At 70.9% G+C, this 18633-nt stretch carries 20 protein-coding genes; 15 read left to right on the forward strand and 5 right to left on the reverse strand.

Going from position 1 to position 18633, the window contains the following annotated elements:
* The first annotated feature begins 27 nt into the window (after positions 1-27).
* The 9 genes from FHX52_RS20285 to FHX52_RS20325 are packed head-to-tail and all read left to right on the forward strand — an operon-like array spanning position 28 to position 10351.
* Positions 28-1032, forward strand: coding sequence for a Gfo/Idh/MocA family protein (locus FHX52_RS20285; RefSeq protein WP_141824182.1), 1005 nt, complete (start codon positions 28-30; stop codon positions 1030-1032).
* A gap of 14 nt (positions 1033-1046) precedes the next feature.
* Positions 1047-2069 carry a 5-dehydro-2-deoxygluconokinase gene (gene iolC, locus FHX52_RS20290; protein ID WP_141824183.1) on the forward strand — a complete coding sequence of 341 codons (1023 nt, stop codon included), beginning with the start codon at positions 1047-1049 and terminating at the stop codon, positions 2067-2069.
* Positions 2066-2983, forward strand: a complete 918-nt coding sequence (locus FHX52_RS20295; RefSeq protein WP_141824184.1) for a Cgl0159 family (beta/alpha)8-fold protein — start codon at positions 2066-2068, stop codon at positions 2981-2983. The genes iolC and FHX52_RS20295 overlap by 4 nt, the downstream gene beginning before the upstream one ends.
* A complete protein-coding gene (iolB, locus tag FHX52_RS20300) occupies positions 2980-3900 on the forward strand; it encodes a 5-deoxy-glucuronate isomerase (protein ID WP_141824185.1) in 921 nt (306 codons plus the stop codon). The genes FHX52_RS20295 and iolB overlap by 4 nt, the downstream gene beginning before the upstream one ends.
* Positions 3897-5882, forward strand: a complete 1986-nt coding sequence (gene iolD, locus FHX52_RS20305) for a 3D-(3,5/4)-trihydroxycyclohexane-1,2-dione acylhydrolase (decyclizing) (RefSeq protein WP_246070295.1) — start codon at positions 3897-3899, stop codon at positions 5880-5882. Before iolB ends, iolD begins: the two co-directional genes overlap by 4 nt.
* Complete coding sequence (locus tag FHX52_RS20310; RefSeq protein WP_141824186.1) at positions 5879-6760, forward strand: sugar phosphate isomerase/epimerase family protein; 882 nt, start codon at positions 5879-5881, stop codon at positions 6758-6760. The genes iolD and FHX52_RS20310 overlap by 4 nt, the downstream gene beginning before the upstream one ends.
* A 52-nt stretch (positions 6761-6812) precedes the next feature.
* Entirely contained in the window at positions 6813-8312 is a 1500-nt protein-coding gene (locus tag FHX52_RS20315; protein ID WP_141824187.1) for a CoA-acylating methylmalonate-semialdehyde dehydrogenase, read from the forward strand.
* A 58-nt stretch (positions 8313-8370) separates the two neighbouring features.
* Positions 8371-9303: a TIM barrel protein gene (locus FHX52_RS20320; RefSeq protein WP_141824188.1), complete on the forward strand. Its 933-nt coding sequence runs from the start codon at positions 8371-8373 to the stop codon at positions 9301-9303.
* Between the two features lie 43 nt (positions 9304-9346).
* A complete protein-coding gene (locus FHX52_RS20325) occupies positions 9347-10351 on the forward strand; it encodes a Gfo/Idh/MocA family protein (protein WP_141824189.1) in 1005 nt (334 codons plus the stop codon).
* An 89-nt stretch (positions 10352-10440) separates the two neighbouring features.
* On the opposite strand, the gene FHX52_RS20330 is transcribed toward FHX52_RS20325, so the two are convergent.
* Positions 10441-10884 (reverse strand): ferritin-like domain-containing protein, encoded by a 444-nt coding sequence (locus FHX52_RS20330; RefSeq protein WP_141824190.1) that lies wholly within the window; start codon positions 10882-10884, stop codon positions 10441-10443.
* Positions 10885-10986: 102 nt separating this feature from the next.
* Complete coding sequence (locus FHX52_RS20335; RefSeq protein ID WP_141824191.1) at positions 10987-11214, reverse strand: hypothetical protein; 228 nt, start codon at positions 11212-11214, stop codon at positions 10987-10989.
* A 203-nt stretch (positions 11215-11417) separates the two neighbouring features.
* Between FHX52_RS20335 and FHX52_RS20340 the strand changes: the two genes are divergently transcribed.
* Positions 11418-11807, forward strand: a complete 390-nt coding sequence (locus FHX52_RS20340) for a hypothetical protein (protein ID WP_141824192.1) — start codon at positions 11418-11420, stop codon at positions 11805-11807.
* Positions 11808-11832: 25 nt separating this feature from the next.
* On the opposite strand, the gene FHX52_RS20345 is transcribed toward FHX52_RS20340, so the two are convergent.
* Positions 11833-12480, reverse strand: a complete 648-nt coding sequence (locus FHX52_RS20345; protein WP_141824193.1) for a DUF4203 domain-containing protein — start codon at positions 12478-12480, stop codon at positions 11833-11835.
* 142 nt (positions 12481-12622) lie between these two features.
* On the opposite strand from FHX52_RS20345, the gene FHX52_RS20350 reads away from it, so the two are divergent.
* The 4 genes from FHX52_RS20350 to FHX52_RS20365 all read left to right on the forward strand — a co-directional run bounded on the left by FHX52_RS20350 (position 12623) and on the right by FHX52_RS20365 (position 15775).
* Positions 12623-13732, forward strand: a complete 1110-nt coding sequence (locus tag FHX52_RS20350) for a DNA glycosylase AlkZ-like family protein (protein ID WP_141824194.1) — start codon at positions 12623-12625, stop codon at positions 13730-13732.
* A 54-nt stretch (positions 13733-13786) separates the two neighbouring features.
* A complete protein-coding gene (locus tag FHX52_RS20355; RefSeq protein ID WP_246070370.1) occupies positions 13787-14647 on the forward strand; it encodes an aldo/keto reductase in 861 nt (286 codons plus the stop codon).
* An 81-nt stretch (positions 14648-14728) separates the two neighbouring features.
* Entirely contained in the window at positions 14729-15115 is a 387-nt protein-coding gene (locus FHX52_RS20360) for an HNH endonuclease (protein ID WP_141824196.1), read from the forward strand.
* Between the two features lie 87 nt (positions 15116-15202).
* On the forward strand, positions 15203-15775 hold the full coding sequence (locus FHX52_RS20365; RefSeq protein ID WP_141824197.1) for a class I SAM-dependent methyltransferase: 573 nt from the start codon (positions 15203-15205) through the stop codon (positions 15773-15775).
* 9 nt (positions 15776-15784) lie between these two features.
* Here FHX52_RS20365 and FHX52_RS20370 read toward each other — a convergent pair whose 3' ends face one another.
* On the reverse strand, positions 15785-16732 hold the full coding sequence (locus tag FHX52_RS20370) for a patatin-like phospholipase family protein (RefSeq protein WP_141824198.1): 948 nt from the start codon (positions 16730-16732) through the stop codon (positions 15785-15787).
* 150 nt (positions 16733-16882) lie between these two features.
* Here FHX52_RS20370 and FHX52_RS20375 point away from each other — a divergent pair, with 150 nt between their 5' ends.
* A complete protein-coding gene (locus FHX52_RS20375) occupies positions 16883-17887 on the forward strand; it encodes a DUF2804 domain-containing protein (RefSeq protein ID WP_141824199.1) in 1005 nt (334 codons plus the stop codon).
* 23 nt (positions 17888-17910) lie between these two features.
* Here the strand turns inward: FHX52_RS20375 and FHX52_RS20380 are convergent, their stop codons facing one another.
* On the reverse strand, positions 17911-18561 hold the full coding sequence (locus FHX52_RS20380; protein ID WP_141824200.1) for a DUF5701 family protein: 651 nt from the start codon (positions 18559-18561) through the stop codon (positions 17911-17913).
* Between the last annotated feature and the right edge of the window lie 72 nt (positions 18562-18633).

The following is an 18633-nucleotide window of genomic DNA, read 5'->3' on the forward strand; positions in this document are numbered from 1 at the left end:
CGCTCGATCACCCAAGGGAGTGTGCGCATGCGCATCGGACTGGCCGGAGTCGGACGCATCGGAGCGTTCCACGCTGAGACTCTGCGGAGCCTCAGTGACGTCGACGAGCTCGTCGTCAGCGACCTCGATGCCGAGGCCGCCCGTGCGCTGGCCCAGCGGCTCGACGTGGGCTTCGCCGCCTCGCCGGCCGAGATGCTCGCCGAGGGTGTCGACGGCTTCGTCATCGCGACCGCCACCCCCGGGCACGCGCCCCTCCTCCGGCTCGGCATCGAGGCGGGCGTGCCCACCTTCTGCGAGAAGCCGGTCGCCGCCACGCTCGAGGAGACGATGGAGCTCGCCAAGCTCGTCGCCCAGACGAGCACCCCCGTGCACGTCGGCTTCCAGCGCCGCTTCGACTGCGGCTACCGCCGCGCCCAGGAGGCCGTCGCCTCCGGGCAGCTCGGCTTCGTGCACAGCATCCGTGCCCAGACCCACGACCAGTCGCCGCCGCACGCGTCCTACATCCCGACGAGCGGCGGGCTCTTCCGCGACTGCTCGATCCACGACTTCGACATCATCCGCTTCGTCACCGGACGCGAGGTCGCCACGGTCTACGCGACCGGCGCCAACAAGGGTGCCGACTTCTTCAGCGAGGCCGGTGACGTCGACACCGCCGCCGCCGTCCTCACCCTCGACGACGGCACCCTCGTGCTGGCCTCGGCGACGCGCTACAACGGCGCCGGCCACGACGTGCGCATGGAGGTGCTCGGCAGCGAGGGCACCCTCGGCGTCGGCTACGACGACTCGCTCGCCGTGACGTCGGCCGAGCCCGGTGCGAGCTACCCGTCCGGCCCGCGGCACTGGTCCTTCATGGAGCGCTTCCTCCCCGCCTACCGCGCCGAGCTCACGGCCTTCGCCGCCGTCGCTCGCGGGGTGCTGCCGTCGCCCTGCACCGTCGACGACGCCCTCCAGGCGTTCCGCGTCGCCGAGGCCTGCGAGCTGTCCCGCCACGAGGGCCGTCCGGTCTCCCTCGACGAGATCCCGAGCCTCTGAGAGAGATGGACACGATGACCACGACCACGACCACGGAAGCCGGCCAGGCGGCATACGACCTCATCGCCATCGGGCGCACGGGCGTCGACATCTACCCGCTCCAGCACGGAGTCGGCCTCGAGAAGGTGCGCACCTTCGAGAAGTTCCTCGGCGGCAGCGCGACCAACGTCTCCGTCGCCGCCGCCCGCCACGGCCACCGGGTCGCCCTGATCACCCGCACCGGTCGCGATGCCTTCGGTCGCTACATCCACGAGGCCCTGCAGGGCTTCGGCGTCGACGACCGCTTCGTCTCCGCGGTCGACGGCCCGCCGACGCCGGTGACCTTCTGCGAGGTCTTCCCGCCCGACGACTTCCCGCTCTACTTCTACCGCTACCCGATCGCTCCGGACCTGCTCGTCGAGCCCGACGAGATGCCGCTCGACGCGATCCGCGACGCCCGCGTCTACTGGTCCACGGTCACTGGTCTCTCGCAGGAGCCGAGCCGGGCAGCACACTTCCGGGCCTTCGAGGCGCGCGCCCGCCGCACCCACACGATCCTCGACCTCGACTACCGCCCGATGTTCTGGGCCGACCCCGCCGAGGCGAGCGTCCAGGTCGGGAGGGCGCTCGAGCACGTCACCGTCGCCGTCGGCAACCGCGAGGAGTGCGAGGTCGCGGTGGGTGAGACCGAGCCGCAGCGAGCGGCCGACGCGCTGCTCGAGCGCGGCGTCGAGCTCGCGATCGTCAAGCAGGGTCCCAAAGGCGTGCTCGCCGCGACCCGCGACGAGCGCATCGAGGTGCCGCCCTACCCCGTCGAGGTCGTCAACGGCCTCGGCGCGGGAGACGCCTTCGGTGGCGCGCTGTGTCACGGCCTCCTCGAGGGCTGGGACCTGCGTCGCATCCTCGAGTTCGCCAACGTGGCCGGGGCGATCGTCGCGAGCAAGCTCGAGTGCTCGACCGCCATGCCGACCTCCGCCGAGGTCGAGGAGCGTCTGGCCGCCGCCCGATCGGACTCTGCCGCAGCATCATTCGCTCCCGTTGCCGAGGAGGCACGATGACCACCGCACACATCCCCAGCTCCACCCGCCTCGCTGTCGCCGACCTGACCGAGGTGCGCGTGCGGGAGCCCGGTCGCATCGCGGCCGGTTGGGCGGCCCGCGAGCGCCGCCCGCTCGTCGGGGACGACGGCCGCATGCTGCTCGTCGCTGCCGACCACCCCGCGCGAGGTGCCCTCGGGGTCCGGGGCGCCGGGGCCGCGATGGCGAGCCGCAGTGACCTCCTCGCCCGCCTCGTCGCCGCGCTGGAGCGCCCGGGCGTCGACGGCGTGCTCGGCACCCCTGACATCCTCGACGACCTGCTCCTCCTCGGCGCGCTCGAGGGCAAGGTCGTCATCGGGTCGATGAACCGAGGCGGGCTCCAGGGGGCGAGCTTCGAGCTCGACGACCGCTTCACGGCCTACACGGCCGCCGAGATCGCGGCCCGCGGCATCGACGGCGGCAAGATGCTGACGCGCATCTGCCTCGAGGACGCCGGGACCGCCGCCACGCTCGAGGCGAGCGCCCAGGCTGTCACGCAGCTCGCCGACCTCGGCATCATGGCGATGGTCGAGCCCTTCCTCTCCACCCGCGAGGGCGGCCGCGTCGTCAACCAGCTCGACCCGGACTCCACCATCAAGTCGATCCACATCGCAGCCGGCCTCGGCGCGTCGAGCGCCCATACGTGGCTCAAGCTGCCCGTGGTCGACGACCTCGAGCGCGTCATGGACGCGACCACCCTGCCGACTCTCCTCCTCGGCGGCGACCCCCAGGGCGACCCGCGCGACACGTATGCCGCGTGGGGCCGGTCGCTCGACCTGCCCGCCGTGCGCGGCCTCGTCGTCGGTCGTGCCCTGCTCTTCCCGCCCGACGGTGACGTGGCCGCAGCCGTCGACATCGCCGCCGAGCTCGTGCACGGGAGCGGGGCGCCGGCGTGAGCGACAACGGGCGCTGGGTGCGTCCTCTCGGGTCGGCCGCCGCCGGCGGTTGGGACGTCGCCATCGACGAGACCGTCGACAGCTGGACTCACACGCGCCTGTATGCCGTGACGCTGGCTACCGGTGAGAGCCGCACTGTCCCGGCGGCGGAGTTCGAGCACATCGTCGTACCGCTCCGCGGCTCGGTCTCCGTGACGGTCGTCGACCCGGAGGGACTCTCACACCGGGCCGTGCTCGCGGGCCGTGCGTCGGTCTTCGCCGGCGCGAGCGACGTGGCGTATGCGACCCGCGACTGCGAGGTCACCGTCACCGCCGAGGGCGGCGACGCCAAGGTCGCCGTCTGCGGCGCCCGCGCGGCGCGGCGGCACACGCCGCCGCTGCGCCACGTGGGCGTCGCGGACGTGCCCGTCGAGCTGCGGGGGGCCGGCATCGCCTCGCGTGAGGTGCGCAACTTCGGCACCCCCGGGGTGCTCGACGCCGACTCGATCATCGCCTGCGAGGTGCTGACCCCCGGCGGCAACTGGAGCTCCTACCCACCGCACAAGCACGACGAGGAGCGCCCCGGCATCGAGGCCGACCTCGAGGAGGTCTACTACTTCGAGGTGGCGCCCGAGGCGGGTTCACCGGCGGCCGCTGGCGCGGATCCGGTGGGCTACCAACGTGTCTACGGCACCGACGAGCGTCCCATCGACGTGCTCGCCGAGGTCCGCTCCGGCGACGTCGTCCTCGTCCCCCACGGCTGGCACGGCCCGGCGATGGCCGCGCCCGGCTACGACCTCTACTACCTCAACGTCATGGCCGGCCCGGGCGAGGAGCGGACCTGGCTCATCTGCGACGACCCGGCCCACGGCTGGGTGCGCGACACCTGGACGACCCAGCAGGTCGACCCCCGACTTCCCTTTGGAGGTGCTCAGTGACGAGCTCGACCCAGCAGACCGTGACCGGCGAGACGGTCCGGCTCACCGTGGCCCAGGCCGTGGTGCGATTCCTCGCGAACCAGTGGAGCGAGCGCGACGGCGAGCGGCAGAAGCTCTTCGCCGGATGCTTCGGCATCTTCGGCCACGGCAACGTCGCCGGCATCGGCCAGGCGCTGCTGCAGAACGAGCTCGCCGACGGTGAGGAGCACCTTCCCTATGTGCTCGCCCGCAACGAGCAGGCGATGGTGCACACGTCCGTCGCCTACGCCCGACAGAAGGACCGCCTGCAGACGTGGGCCTGCACTGCCTCGGTCGGGCCCGGCTCGACGAACATGCTGACCGGCGCGGCCCTCGCGACGATCAACCGGATCCCCGTCCTGCTGCTGCCCTCCGGCACCTTCGCGACCCGGGTCAGCTCCCCGGTCCTCCAGGAGCTCGAGGCGCCGTATGCCGCCGACGTGACGGTCAACGACGCCTTCCGCCCGCTCTCGCGCTTCTTCGACCGGGTGAGCCGACCCGAGCAGCTGCCCTCGGCGCTCATCTCGGCGATGCGGGTGCTCACCGACCCGGTGGAGACCGGTGCCGTGACCATCGCGCTGCCGCAGGACGTCCAGGCCGAGGCGCACGACTGGCCCGTCGAGCTCTTCGCGCCGCGCACGTGGCGGGTGGCCCGTCCGCTGCCGGAGGTTGTCGACATCGCCGACGCCGCAGCTGTGATCCGCTCTGCCAGGCGCCCGCTCGTCGTCGCAGGCGGTGGCGTGCACTACTCCGGCGCCGAGGAGGCGCTGCGGGCACTGTGCGAGCAGACCGGCATACCGGTGGGCGAGAGCCAGGCGGGCAAGGGGTCGCTGCCCCACGGGCACCCGCAGGAGATGGGCGCCATCGGTTCGACGGGCACGACGGCCGCCAACGCTCTCGCGGCCGAGGCCGACGTCGTCATCGGCGTCGGCACGCGCTGGAGCGACTTCACGACCGCCTCGCGAACCGCCTTCCAGGGCAACGGAGTCCGCTTCGTCAACATCAACATCGCCCGCTTCGACGCGGGCAAGCACTCGGGCCTCTCGGTGGTCTCGGACGCCCGTGAGGCACTGACCGCTCTCGCGTCCGCCCTCGAGGGGTATGCCGTCGACGACGCCTACCGCTCACGCCAGTACTCGCTGTGGTCGGAGTGGGACTCGGCCGTCGAGGCGGCCTACCACCCGGCCGCCGAGGTCACCGACCGGCTTGCCGAGGGCCTGCTCACGCAGGGCCAGGTGCTCGGCGCGGTCAACGAGCTCACCGACCCGCGTGACGTCGTGCTCTGCGCGGCGGGCTCCATGCCTGGCGACCTGCACAAGCTGTGGCGGGTGCGTGACCGCAAGGCCTACCACGTCGAGTACGGCTACTCCTGCATGGGCTACGAGGTGCCGGCGTCGCTCGGCATCCGCCTCGCCGACGAGTCGCGAGACGTCTTCGCGATGGTCGGCGACGGCGGCTACCTCATGATGCCGACGGAGCTCGTCACTGCGGTGCAGGAGCGCATCAAGGTCATCGTCGTGCTCGTGCAGAACCACGGCTTCCACTCGATCGGGTCGCTGTCGGAGTCGCTCGGCTCGCAGCGCTTCGGCACGAGCTACCGCTTCCGTGGCGAGGCGTCCGGGCGGCTCGACGGTGACGTCCTGCCGGTCGACCTGGCCGCCAACGCCCGCTCGCTCGGTGCGCACGTCATCGAGGTGCACTCGCTCGGCGAGCTGCACCAGGCGATCAAGAAGGCCAAGGCCGCTCCTGCCGACGGAGGTCCGATCGTCATCCACGTCGAGACCGACCCGCTCGTCCACGCGCCCGACAGCGCCTCGTGGTGGGACGTGCCCGTGAGTGCGGTCTCCGAGCTCGACTCGACCCAGACGGCCTTCGGTGAGTACCTCGACCACAAGGCGACGCAGCGCCCCTTCGTCACCCCCACCACCCCGGCCGCCCCGACGACTTCGGAGTCCGCATCATGAAGCTCGCCATCGACCCCTACATGTTCCGCGAGACGCCTCTGCTCGAGATGCCCGCGCTCGTCGCCGATCTCGGCTTCGAGTGGATCGAGCTGTCGCCCCGCGACGACTTCATCCCCTTCTTCAACCACCCGCGCGTCGATGATGCAGGGGTGGCCGCCTTCAGGTCGGCGCTGGCGAGTGCGGGCGTCGGGGTGTCGTCGGTGCTGCCCCTCTTCAAGTGGTCCGGCCCCGACGAGGACGAGCGGCAGGCGGCCGTCCGCTACTGGAAGCGTGCCATCCAGATCGCCTCCGACCTCGGGGTCGACACGATGAACTCCGAGTTCAACGGCAACCCGCGCCAGGCCGCGGTGTGCGAGGGGATGTTCTGGCGGTCGATGGAGGAGCTGCTGCCGGTCTTCGAGCAGGAGGGCATCCGCCTCGTCCTCGAGCCACATCCCGATGACTGGGAGGAGGACGGCAAGCGAGCGGTCGACCTCATCCGGGGCATCAACTCGCCCAACGTCTCCTTCCTCTACTGCGCGCCGCACACGTTCCACCAGGGCAACGACTGCGACGGCATCATGGACAAGGCCGGCGACCTGCTGACGATGGTCCACGTGGCCGACGCCTACGACCACACGGCGTCGTCGGGCCTGCGCTACATCGTCAACCCGCCCGGGTCGCAGGTCACGGTGCACCAGCACCTCGACATCGGCCAGGGCGAGGTCGACTTCGACCAGTTTTTCGCGGGCCTCGAGCGCATCGGCTTCGACGGCATCGTCACCTCCTGCGTCTTCGCCTGGGAGGACCGCGCTCGCGAGTCGAGCACCTACATGCGCGACACGATCCGCTCCTACCTCGACAAGTGGGACACCCCGCCCACGTTCGTCTCCCCCTGAAGCCCGCCACGCGGCATACCCCTGAACCAGCCTGCCAGCAAAGGAAACTCCCATGAGCACGCCCACCCGCATCACCCACCTCATCGGCGGCCAGTCGTGGACCGGCACCGCCGAGCGCACCTCGCCCGTCTTCAACCCCGCGACGGGCGAGCAGACCGGGGTGCTCGACCTCGCGTCAGCCTCTCTCGTCGACGAGGTCGTCAAGGGCGCCGCCAGCGCCTGGGAGGAGTGGGCCGACGCCTCGCTCGCCAAGCGGACCGGGGTGCTCTTCGCCTTCCGCGAGCTGCTCAACGAGCGCAAGCACGACATCGCCGCCCTCATCACTGCCGAGCACGGCAAGGTGCTCTCGGACGCGCTCGGTGAGGTCACCCGGGGCCTCGAGGTCGCCGAGTTCGCCTGTGGCATCCCGACGCTCATGCGTGGCGGCTTCTCCGAGAACGCCTCGACGAACGTCGACGTCTACTCGATCCGGCAGCCGCTCGGAGTCGTCGCCGTGATCTCGCCCTTCAACTTCCCGGCGATGGTGCCGATGTGGTTCATCCCCGTCGCCATCGCGACCGGCAACGCCGTCGTGCTCAAGCCGTCGGAGAAGGACCCGTCTGCGGCTCTCGCGATCGCGGCGCTCTGGAAGGAGGCCGGCCTGCCCGACGGCGTCATGCAGGTCGTCAACGGCGACAAGGAGGCGGTCGACGCCCTCCTCACGCACCCCGACGTCAAGTCGGTGTCGTTCGTGGGGTCCACCCCCATCGCGAAGTACGTCTACGAGACGGGCACGGCCCACGGCAAGCGGGTCCAGGCCCTCGGCGGCGCGAAGAACCACATGCTCGTGCTGCCCGACGCCGACCTCGACCTCGCGGCAGACGCCGCCGTCAACGCTGGCTTCGGCTCGGCGGGCGAGCGCTGCATGGCGATCTCGGCGTTGGTCGCGGTGGAGCCCATCGCCGACGAGCTCATCTCGAAGATCAAGGACCGCATGGGCAAGCTCGTCACGGGCGACGGCACGCGCGGCTGCGACATGGGCCCGCTCGTGACGTCGCAGCACCGCGACAAGGTGACGTCCTACCTCGACGCGGGGGTGTCCGAGGGTGCGACGCTCGTCGTCGACGGACGTCGTGACGACTACGACTCCGACGGCGAGGGCTACTTCCTCGCGCCGACGCTCTTCGACAACGTCAAGCCGGGAATGTCGCTCTATGACGACGAGATCTTCGGGCCGGTCCTTTCGGTCGTGCGCGTGCACTCCTACGACGAGGGGCTGGAGCTCATCAACAGCAACCCCTACGGCAACGGCACGGCCATCTTCACCAACGACGGTGGGGCGGCCCGCAAGTTCCAGCGCAACGTCGAGGTCGGCATGGTCGGCGTCAACGTGCCGATCCCCGTGCCGGTGTCGTACTACTCCTTTGGTGGGTGGAAGAACTCGCTCTTCGGCGACACGCACGCCCACGGCATGGAGGGCGTCCACTTCTTCACCCGCGGCAAGGTCGTCACGTCGCGCTGGCTCGACCCGAGCCACGGCGGCCTCAACCTCGGCTTCCCGCAGAACGACTGACCCTTCACCTGTGTCTGAAAAACCCCTGACTGCAACACCTTTCGAGAGGAACCGAACGATGGCCGAGTCCAAGGCCCGCAACACCGACGCCCGCTACAGCAAGCTGACGATCGGGGTGTGTCCTGACCAGTGGGGCGTCTGGTTCCCCGAGGACGACAAGCAGATCCGCTGGGAGACCGCGCTCGACGAGATGGCCGAGGCCGGCTTCTCGGTCATGGAGACCGGCCCCTTCGGCTACTTCCCCAAGGACCCCAAGCGGCTCCAGGAGGAGATGGACAAGCGCGGGTTCCGCGTCGTCGCCGGCACCGGGTGGGGCATCCTGCACAAGCCGGAGGCCTGGGCCGACACGGAGAAGACCTTCCGCGAGATCGCCGAGACGCACGCCGCCGTCGGGGCCGAGTACATCGTCCACCTGCCCCCGATGTTCCGCGACGAGAAGACGTGGGAGTACACCGACGACCGCGTGCTCTCGACGGAGGCCTGGAACGCCTACATCTCGAACGCAGACCGCCTCGGGCGCATCATGAAGGAGGACTACGGCCTGAGGATGGTGCTGCACCCGCACGGTGACAGCCACATCGAGACGCCCGAGGACATCGACCGCGTCTTCCAGGCGACCGACCCCGACTACGTCGGCTTCTGCCTCGACACGGGTCACATCGTCTACGGCGGTGGGGACCCGATGGAGCTGTGCCGCAAGTACCCCGAGCGCATCTCCTACGTCCACATCAAGGCCATGGACGAGGGCCTCGTCAAGCAGGCCCACGACGAGGACTGGCCCTTCGGTCTGGCCGTCGCGAAGGGCTGCTCGGTCGCACCGCCCGCCGGCGCCCCCGACATGCCGTCGTTCATCGAGGCTCTCGCCGACCTCGACAAGGAGCTCTACGTCGTGTGCGAGCAGGACATGTATCCCTGCGACCCGTCCTACCCGCTGCCCAACGCCATCCAGACCCGCGAGTACCTCGCCTCGGTCGGCCTCGGCCGGCTCTGAGCATGCTCATCCTGAGCATCCTGATCACGAAGGAGTGACACCAATGACCGTGCGCATCGGCATGATCGGCCCCGGCGGCATGGGGCAGGCCCACATCGACCGCATCCACACCGTCATCGCCGGCGGCCGCGTCGTCGCCGTCGCCGACGTCGACGAGGTGCGCGCCAAGGAGGTCGCATCGCGCATCGGCGGCACGGCCTACGCCGACTCGGCGAGCCTCATCGCGGCCGACGAGGTCGACGCGGTGATGATCTGCAGCTACGGCCCGGCCCACGAGGTCGACGTCCTGGCGGCGATCGCGGCGGGCAAGCCGGTCTTCTGCGAGAAGCCGCTGACGCCGACGGCTGCGGCCGCGCTGCGCATCATGGAGGCGGAGCAGGCCGGTGGGCGACGCCTGGTGACAGTCGGATTCATGCGGCGCTTCGACCGCAGCTATCGCGAGATGAAGTCGCTGCTCGACTCGGGCGAGCTCGGCGAGACGCTCATGGTGCACTGTGCGCACCGCAACCCGACGGTGCCCGAGATGTACACGTGGGACATGGCGATCAACGACACGGCCATCCACGAGGTCGACACGATGCGCTGGCTGCTGGGGGAAGAGTTCGTGTCGGCGCGCGTCGACAAGCCGAAGAAGACCTCGCTGCGCTTCGAGCACCTCCAGGACCCACTCGTGCTCATCCTCGAGACCGAGTCGGGCGTCCGGGTCGACGACGAGATCTTCGTCAACTGCCAGTTCGGCTACGACATCCGCTGCGAGGCGGTGGCCGAGAAGGGCACGGTGAGCCTCGCCGACCAGAACGCCGTCGAGGTCCGCGACGGCTCGGGCCACCGCAACTCCATCGCCCGCGACCACAACGACCGCTTCTGGGGCGCCTTCGTCACCGAGGTGCAGGAGTGGATCAACGGGGTCGCCGCCGGCGAGCACTCCGGTTCGACGTCGTGGGACGGGTATGCCGCCGCGTGCGTGTGTGACGCCGGGGTCAAGGCGCTCACGGACGACGGTGTCGTCAAGGTCGAGATGATCGAGAAGCCGGCCTTCTACGCCTGACGCATCGACACGAAGCGAGCCGGTCAGCCTCCGTGGGGTTGACCGGCTCGCTTCGTGTCGCTCGCCCCTGAGGAGGCGGGCGGACGTGGTCAGTCGGCGATCTTGAGCGCCTTGACCTCGTCGCGAGCAGCCACGATCGCGGCGTGCTGACGGGTCACGACCTCGCGGAAGCCCGCGCTGAGGTCCTTCTCGAGGCCCTTCTCGTACTCCGACACGGCGTGGTCCTCACCCGTGACGGCGGCGCCGAGGACGCTGCCGGCGTCGTCACCGGTCAGGGCGTCCTTGAGCGAGATCCACCCGCGGTGCAGGGTCGCGGCAACCGAGCCGCTCTCGTCGACGTCGTCGCCGTAGGCGTGGCCGAGCTCGACGATCTCGCGGCGGAAGCCGGCGCGCTGCTCCGACAGGCGCTGCAGCGTCGTCGCCCACTCGGCGCGGTCGCTGTCACGCAGCTTCTCGGCCGCGGAGGCGAAGCCACGCTCGCCGTCCTTCAGGGTCTCCACGAGGTCCTTGGCGACCTTCTCGTCATCCGACATGTGCGCTCCTTCGATCGGTGTGGTGGACCTCCGAGTCCTACCCGACGACGCAGCCGCTCAACCGTCACCGAGAGATGTCGCCACTCCTGCGTGCCTGAGGAGTCACTCGCCGAGGCCGCCCACCACCATCCCGAACACGAGCCAGTTGAACGCGAGCAGCAGCACGGCGATGACGAGGCCGCTCAGCAGGAGCAGGACCATCGTCAGCGCTAGCACGCCGAGCACCGACCTGCCGGCGAGTTCGAGGCGCTCCCGCCGGCCCATCGGGCCACCGGTCATCGGCTCACCGAGGTCCGTTCCGCGCTCCTGCACCTGCGTGTGACGCCTCATGGCACCTCCCAGCACCCGTCCCTGCGGCCCGTCGAGCCTCCGCCTCACTGAGAGTGTCGGACCTGCGCAGTCGCACGCAGAAGGGGAGAAGGTCCCGGTTCGGGGAGCCGGACGAGCGCTGTCCGGGACCTTGGGCCCTGCCACCGACTTCGCCGCGTGCGCCACGGTGAAGGAGAGCACACGACCGAAGGAGAGTCCCTCCCATGAGCACAGAGGTGCGTCCCACCCAGCCGGGTCAGCAGCTGCGGTCGGCCTGGGTGGCCGTAGCGCTCTCGCCGGTCGGGTTCATCGCCAGCCTCCTCGTCATGCTGGCCGTGAGCACCGTGCTCGGTCTGCCGATCCTCACGGCCGGCGATGACGTCATCATGGGCGGCACGCGTGAGCCCACCCTGCTCGGCACGCTGCTCGTCATCGGAGCCGGGGCGGCGACGGCACTCGCCCTGCCGGTCTACGCTCTCGTGCAGTCCCTCCGCGCCCGCAGAGCCGGGCACCCGAACACGACAGCAGCGGCGGTTGCCGCCGGCGCCCTGATCGTCCTCGTCGTCGTGCTCCCGCCGCTGTGGCAGGTGATGATGAGCGCAGGGACCGCCTGACCGCCTCGCTGGGGTGGGAGGCGCCTCAGACTGCCGTGGGGCGCTCGGCGTACCAGGCCTCGTTGATGCTGCGACGCATGGCGAGGCGCTGCCGGGTCTGGGAGAAGATGCCGACGAGGGCGAGGAAGACGAGCAACGCGTACCAGAACCACCCGGAGTGGATCGCAGTGTTGAAGCTGCTGCGCGTCAGGGTGGCGGAGTCGAGTGTGCCGAAGACGAGCATGAGCCCGCCGACGACGCTGACGGCTCCGGCGATGGCACTGACGACGGCGAGCACGATCATCGGCATGTTGCCGAAGGCGGCCACGAGGCCGAGCACTGCTCCGACGGCGAGCCCGACGAGCACGCCGACCCAGTTCCAGTCGATCCCGATCGCGGAGATGAAGCCGGCGCCGATCGCGAAGCCGAAGGCGGCCATTGCGAGGATCACCGCCACCGCGTAGTAGAGGTAGGCGAAGATCGCGAAGATGATCGCGAAGATGAACCCGGTCACCCAGCCGAGCACCGTCCCGAGGAAGCGCTCGTTGGCCAGCTCGGCGAAAAGCCCTGCACCGAAGGCGAATCCGGCGAAGAAGCCCCAGATCGGCAGGATGAGGCGAAGCACGAACTGCCCGGCGAAGAGCATGACGCCCCCGGCGAGGATTGCGAAGATACCCAGGACGATGTCAGCCATGACTGCAATGTAGGGCTCGCCCGCCCGGAAGTCGCAGGAAACACGAAGGATTCGTCCCAAGGCCACACCGCCGAGGTATGCCGTCCGGTCGCCGTGGGTGCCCACGGGCCCGTTCGTCGGTGCCGGCTGCGAGCATGAAGGGATGACGACGGCGGTCGAGGCAACGGTCACGTGGGCGCAGGCGCTGGCCTGGCGGGTGGAGCGCCATCTTCTCGACCCGCTCGGGCCCGCATCGGCCGCGGACGTCGTGCAGAGGCTTGGCGCCGTGCTCTCCATGGACGAGTCGCTCGCGGATCTCGCGGTGAGCACCCGCAGCACAACGTGCCGCCCCGGCGACCTCGCGCAGGCGCTGGTGGACGGCACGGTCATCAAGGCGTTCGCGTTTCGCGGGTCCATGCACTACCTGTCGCCGGTCGACGGCGGCATCTACCTCGCACTGCGTGCGGCCGGGCGGCAGTGGGAGCTGCCGAGCTGGGTGGAGTACTACCGGCTGACGCCGAAGGCCTGGCCCGACTTCCGGGCGGCGGTGCGTGACGCGCTCAGCGACGGACCCCTGACGGTCGCGGAGCTCGGTGACGTGCTGACCGGGCAGCACGCATACCGCCACCTCAGGGGTGTCTTCGACGAGGGCGCCGGCACGCTCATCAAGCCGCTGACGTGGCAGGGCGACATGAGCTTCGGCCCGCCGCGCGACGGTCAGCACACGTTCCAGCGGCTCGACACCAACCCGCGATGGCAGGGCATCCCGGATCTCGAGGACGCCGGACCGCGCGCCGTCACGGCCTACCTGCGGGCGTACGGACCGGCGACGGTCGAGCACCTGCACCACTGGCTCGGCGACGGCCTCAGCGCCGGGCGGAGACGCCTCGACCGCTGGATCGCGGGGCTCGGGGACCGGATGGTCGCGTTCGACGTGGAGGGCACGACGGCATACGTGATGGACGACGACGCGGACTCGCTGGCGGCCGCGGAGCCCACGGACATGGTGCGCCTCCTCCCGGGGCACGACCAGTGGGTGATGGGGCCGGGCACCAAGGACGTCCACGTCACTCCACCGCCGTTGCGCGACGCCATGACCCGCAAGGCCAACCCGGTGCTCGCCGGTGGTGTCGTCTGCGGGTCGTGGACGCGCAGGGGTGACGAGCTCACGGTCAGCTGGCACGACCGCCGGGTCAAGCCGGCCGAGGCGCTCCGGCGGGAGGCCGCGCGGATCGGCGGCATCCTCGGCAGGGACCTCCACGTCAGCCCGTGACGAGGTGGGGGTTGCCCAGCCCGGGTCGTGTGGCACAAGGTGGTCGGTGTGGAGATGCGAAGACTCGGTCGGCTCGGACACCAGAGCTCGGTGCTCATCTACGGCGCGGCTGCTCTCAGCGACGTGACGCAGGACGTGGCCGACGCCTCGGTCCAGGAGGCCCTCGACGGTGGGATCAACCACTTCGACGTGGCCGCCAGCTACGGTGACGCGGAGCTGCGGCTCGGCCCCTGGATGCCGCAGATCCGCGACCGGATCTTCCTCGCGACGAAGACGGGCCAGCGTGACCGCGAGTCGGCTTGGCGCGAGATCAACGCCTCGCTGGAGCGGCTCCAGACCGACACCGTCGACCTGCTGCAGCTGCACGCGATCGGCGACCTCGGCGAGCTCGACCTAGCGACCGGTGAGGGCGGCGCCCTCGAGGCTGCGGTCCGCGCGGTGGACGAGGGGCTCGTCGGTGCGGTGGGGGTGACCGGCCACGGCAGCGAGGCCGCCCAGACCCACCTCGAGGCGTTGCGGCGCTACCCGTTCGCGACCGTGCTGACCCCGCTCAACCCGGTGCTCTGGCGCGACGACACGTATCGCGCGGCCTACGAGGCGCTGGTCGAGGAGACCCGGCGGCAGGACGCCGGTCTGATGACGATCAAGACCGTGTCGCGGCGCAACTGGCCCCAGGACACAGAGCAGTCGTATGCGACGTGGTACGAGCCGTACGACGACCAGACGCGCATCACCGCGGCAGTCTCCTGGGTGCTCGCGCACGAGGAGATCACCGGCATCCCGACGGCCGGAGACGTGCGGCTGCTGGGGATGCTGCTCGCGGCCGAGCGCGACCGGATCGACCCCGCTGAGGCCGAGCGGCAGCTCGCCGGTGACGACGCCTACTCGTCGCCGTTCATCGCGATGCCCTTCTGAGGACGATCGCTACGACGGGGGCGCAGACCCACGAGGTGCGGCCTCCGACGGACTGGAGGGTGACGGCCCTACGCTGGCGACGTGGTGGTGAGCCGGAGTCGCAAAGCCGTGGCCGCCCGACGCCGCAAACGCCGCATGGGCCTCGTCGACCACGACCTCACCGATGCGCAGTGGCAGACGCTGCAGGCCGCGTGGGGCGGCTGTGCCTATTGCGGCGCGACCGGCGGCCCGCTGCAGCGCGACTGCGTCCTGCCCATCTCGCGCGGTGGCCGCTACACGCTCGACAACGTGGTCCCCGCGTGCCGGTCGTGCAACACGAGCAAGTGCAACGCCGAGGTCACCGGTTGGCTCCGCCGCAAGCGGCTGGACGAGCGTGCCTTCCTGACCCGTCACGTCGAGATCCGCAGGGAGCTCGAGACCCGGAGGGAGCTCGAGCTCCGGAGGGAGCTCGAGCTCCCGGGCGCGTAGTGGGCGACCGTTGCCGGGTCAGCTGACTCAGCGACGCCGGCACCGACGTCGAGGTGCGCTGTCCGGGCAGGCGCCTAGGCTGCCGCGATGACACGAGACGCCTGGGACGAGCACGCTGCCACCTTCGACACCGAGCCGGACCACGGCCTGACCGACCCCGCGATCCGCGCGGCCTGGCGCGACCTGCTCGTGTCCGTGCTGCCGGCCGCGCCAGCTCGCATCGCCGACCTCGGTTGCGGCACAGGCACACTCACCCGTCTGCTCAACGACGAGGGCTACGTCGTCGACGGTCTCGACTTCTCCGCGGAGATGGTCGAGCGGGCCCGTGCCAAGGTGCCCGAGGCACGCTTCGTCGTGGCCGACGCAGGCGATCCTCCGCTCCCCGCGGGTGAGTACGACGTCGTGCTCAGCCGTCACGTGCTGTGGGCCATGGACGACCCCGAGGAGGCGCTGTCGCGCTGGGTCGCGCTGCTCAGGCCCGGCGGCGTCGCCGTCCTCGTCGAAGGGTCGTGGGCCACCGGGGCCGGCCTCACCGCCGCGCAGACCGAGCAGCTCGTCCGCACCGTCCGCGACGAGGTGGAGATCACGCACCTGCCCGAGCCCGTCTACTGGGGCAAGGCGATCACCGACGAGCGCTACCTCGCCGTCAGCCGCCGCTGAGGCGCGTGGTCAGCGCCAGATGTCGGCAAGCCGGTCGGTGAGGACGCGAGCCTGCTCGTAGCCGCCCCGTGCGGCCTGCGGACGCGTCGACGGATCCAGGGCGTTGGCGCCGAAGACGTCGCCCGCCCCAGCGTCCGGGAAGACCGTCTCCACCTGGCTGCCGTCCGCGCGCAGCTCGTCGACCTGGGTGGCGAGATCCATGCCCCAGGCGGCCGGCATCCGTGAGCGACCGCCGAACGGCGACAGCACGAGGACCCGCTCGTAGCCGGCCGCGAGGTCGGCGTTCTCGCTGCGCCGGTAGCCGCCGTTGAGGTACCGGTCCTCGCCGATGGGGTAGGGCGCCATGGCGGAGGTGCTGGCCGCGACGGCGTCGACGAGGTCGACCCCGCTGTGGCGGTCGAAGACGACCGGCTCGCCCGTGTGCGCGTCGATGGCCGTGATGAGCACCCGCTGCTGCGGCCAGTCGCTGCGGGGCAGTCGCGCCGCGACGATGTCGCGCCACCGCGCCCCGCCGGCCCCGCCAGAGGCGTCGCGCTCGAGCGCGGCGGCGCCCATCCTGCGCCGCATGTCAGGGGCGCTCTCGGAGGCAGCGATGATGGCGTCCGACCACTCGAGATAGCTCGGGCCGGACACGCCGCCGGCACGACTGGCACCTCGTGGTTGCACCCCCGCCCGTTCCGCGCTCCGTCCGCCCGTGCGTGACCGCGGCTCGGACACCTCGGCGAGGATGGCGGCATACAGCTCGGGGGGCCTTGTGCCGCTGGTGATCTGGGCGGCCACCGTCGACCCCGCGGAGGTGCCGACGATGAGGTCCGCCTCGGTCAGGTCGATCCCGAGCTCGCAGAGGCCGGCGATGAGACCGATCTGCCACGCGTTGCCGGCCGCCCCGCCGCCGGCGAGGACGAGCGCGCGCGCGGGTGAGGGGTGGAGCGAGGGGAGAGAAGCGGTGGTGTCCATGGGAGTCGCCTTTCGCGTGATGGCTGGCCGGCGCTCCCGACGACTACCTCAGCCGCGCGATCGTGCACTGCAGGGGAGCACCCGCTGCGGATGGTGCGTCATGGGTCTCACCTCCTGCCGACAGGTCACGATCAGCGGCACGCTAGCAGGATGATGGGTCACGTGCCCCGCGAGCGTGAGATCACCGAGCCCGTCGACCTCGCCCTGCCGGACGGCCGTCTGAACCCGGCTGCCGTCGGCTGGACGCGCACCCCGCTGCACCGCACCGACGGCATCGGACGGGGCCGCGTCGGCTGGGGGCGCAACAAGCGCTGGGAGTACTGGGCGGTCACGCTCGAGACGCACGTCGTCGCCGTCGTCGTCTCCGACATCGGGTATGCCGCCGTCCCCTCCCTCTTCGTCCTCGACCGTCGGTCGGGTGAGCAGATCGCGGTGGAGGGCATCGCGCCCCTGGGCCGTGGCACGACCCTGCCGGGCACCCTCGACCACGGTCCGGCCAGCGCGCAGACGAAGAGCCTCCGCGTCGACATCGACCCCACCCCCGACGGCACGAGGCTGCGCGCCCGGGCCGAGCGCGTCGAGCTCGACGTCGTCGCACAGCTGCCGCCGGGGCACGAGCGGCTCGGCGTCGTGGTGCCGTGGAGCGACCGGCTCTTCCAGTACACCGTCAAGGACCCGGCCCGGCCCGCGGTGGGCCGTCTCACGGTGGACGGCACGGATCACGAGGTGGCGGCGGGTGCCGCCTGGGCGACCCTCGACCACGGCCGCGGGCGCTGGCCGTATGCCGTCTCGTGGAACTGGGGGTCCGGCTCGGGCGTCGTCGACGGCCGCACGGTCGGCCTCCAGGTCGGTGGCAGGTGGACGGCAGGGACCGTGTCGACGGAGAACGCCGTCATCGTCGACGGGCGGCTGACGAAGATCAGCGACGAGCTGCGCTGGGAGTACTCGCCCGACGACTGGATGGCGCCGTGGCAGGTCCACGGCGGTCCGGTCGAGCTGACCTTCCACCCCGAGCACGTGCGCCGGTCGGTGATCCAGCTCGGCGTCATCGCCTCACGGACGCACCAGGCCTTCGGCACGTGGACCGGGCTCGTCGCCGGTGTGGCCGTGGACGGGATCTTCGGGTGGGCGGAGGACGTGCACCAGCGGTGGTGAGGCGTCCGGCGGCGGCGACGTGGCTAGATGGGGAGTCTGCCTGCAGCAGAGGCGAATCCGAGCCAGGTGTGCCGGTTGCCGGCCCAGCACCACCCGACCTTCGGGGCGCCGCGTCGCTCGCGGCCGTCGCGTCCGGTGCCGTTGCTGATCCAGAGCGCTGGAGTGCGCGCGTCGAGCCGGCCGTCGGGCTTGCGGCGGCGTGAGCCGATGGTCATGAAGCAGTGGTTGCGCTCGAGGACCTCGGGAGCCTGCAGGGCCCAGTGGATTCCCTCGGCGAGGGTGAGTGGGCTGCGCCCGGCGTCCGTGATGTGCGGGAGCGCCTCGTCGGGAGACCAGTTGGCCATCTCGTCGCCGCGCTCGAGCCCGTGGACGACGTAGCCGGGACCGCTGGGGAGGCTGACGTCGTCGACGGGAGCGAAGGCGTCGACGTCAGTCATGTCCTCGACGACGAAGCCGCTGCGGTCGCCGAGGCGCAGCAGTGGAGCCAGCGCCGATGGCGCGACCGTGGACTCGGGGAGGACGAGGAGCCCGTCGGAGGAGGAAGCGCTGCTGGCGAGCGAGCGCAAGGTGGCGGCCGGCATACCGGCGAGGTCGTGCACCCCCAGATCGACGAGGCGTTCGGCCTGGACGGTCAGCGGCGGCAGGGTGGTGACGGCAGTGGCGACGTGGGACATGAACCCTCCAGAGCGGCGAATCAACTGGACACCGTCCAACGCGCACGTATGCCGTGACGTTCCCTCAGGCTG

The sequence above is a fragment of the Humibacillus xanthopallidus genome (assembly GCF_006717145.1).
GTDB lineage: Bacteria > Actinomycetota > Actinomycetes > Actinomycetales > Dermatophilaceae > Humibacillus > Humibacillus xanthopallidus.

Excerpts from the sequence above, each read along its gene's own strand:
- FHX52_RS20285 (WP_141824182.1), top strand. The coding sequence starts at position 28 with ATGCGCATCGGACTGGCCGGAGTCGGACGCATCGGAGCGTTCCACGCT.
- iolC (WP_141824183.1), top strand. The coding sequence starts at position 1,047 with ATGACCACGACCACGACCACGGAAGCCGGCCAGGCGGCATACGACCTC.
- FHX52_RS20295 (WP_141824184.1), top strand. The coding sequence starts at position 2,066 with ATGACCACCGCACACATCCCCAGCTCCACCCGCCTCGCTGTCGCCGAC.
- FHX52_RS20310 (WP_141824186.1), top strand. The coding sequence starts at position 5,879 with ATGAAGCTCGCCATCGACCCCTACATGTTCCGCGAGACGCCTCTGCTC.
- FHX52_RS20315 (WP_141824187.1), top strand. The coding sequence starts at position 6,813 with ATGAGCACGCCCACCCGCATCACCCACCTCATCGGCGGCCAGTCGTGG.
- FHX52_RS20320 (WP_141824188.1), top strand. The coding sequence starts at position 8,371 with ATGGCCGAGTCCAAGGCCCGCAACACCGACGCCCGCTACAGCAAGCTG.
- FHX52_RS20325 (WP_141824189.1), top strand. The coding sequence starts at position 9,347 with ATGACCGTGCGCATCGGCATGATCGGCCCCGGCGGCATGGGGCAGGCC.
- FHX52_RS20330 (WP_141824190.1), bottom strand. The coding sequence starts at position 10,884 with ATGTCGGATGACGAGAAGGTCGCCAAGGACCTCGTGGAGACCCTGAAG.
- FHX52_RS20335 (WP_141824191.1), bottom strand. The coding sequence starts at position 11,214 with ATGAGGCGTCACACGCAGGTGCAGGAGCGCGGAACGGACCTCGGTGAG.
- FHX52_RS20340 (WP_141824192.1), top strand. The coding sequence starts at position 11,418 with ATGAGCACAGAGGTGCGTCCCACCCAGCCGGGTCAGCAGCTGCGGTCG.
- FHX52_RS20345 (WP_141824193.1), bottom strand. The coding sequence starts at position 12,480 with ATGGCTGACATCGTCCTGGGTATCTTCGCAATCCTCGCCGGGGGCGTC.
- FHX52_RS20350 (WP_141824194.1), top strand. The coding sequence starts at position 12,623 with ATGACGACGGCGGTCGAGGCAACGGTCACGTGGGCGCAGGCGCTGGCC.
- FHX52_RS20355 (WP_246070370.1), top strand. The coding sequence starts at position 13,787 with ATGCGAAGACTCGGTCGGCTCGGACACCAGAGCTCGGTGCTCATCTAC.
- FHX52_RS20365 (WP_141824197.1), top strand. The coding sequence starts at position 15,203 with ATGACACGAGACGCCTGGGACGAGCACGCTGCCACCTTCGACACCGAG.
- FHX52_RS20370 (WP_141824198.1), bottom strand. The coding sequence starts at position 16,732 with ATGGACACCACCGCTTCTCTCCCCTCGCTCCACCCCTCACCCGCGCGC.
- FHX52_RS20375 (WP_141824199.1), top strand. The coding sequence starts at position 16,883 with ATGATGGGTCACGTGCCCCGCGAGCGTGAGATCACCGAGCCCGTCGAC.
- FHX52_RS20380 (WP_141824200.1), bottom strand. The coding sequence starts at position 18,561 with ATGTCCCACGTCGCCACTGCCGTCACCACCCTGCCGCCGCTGACCGTC.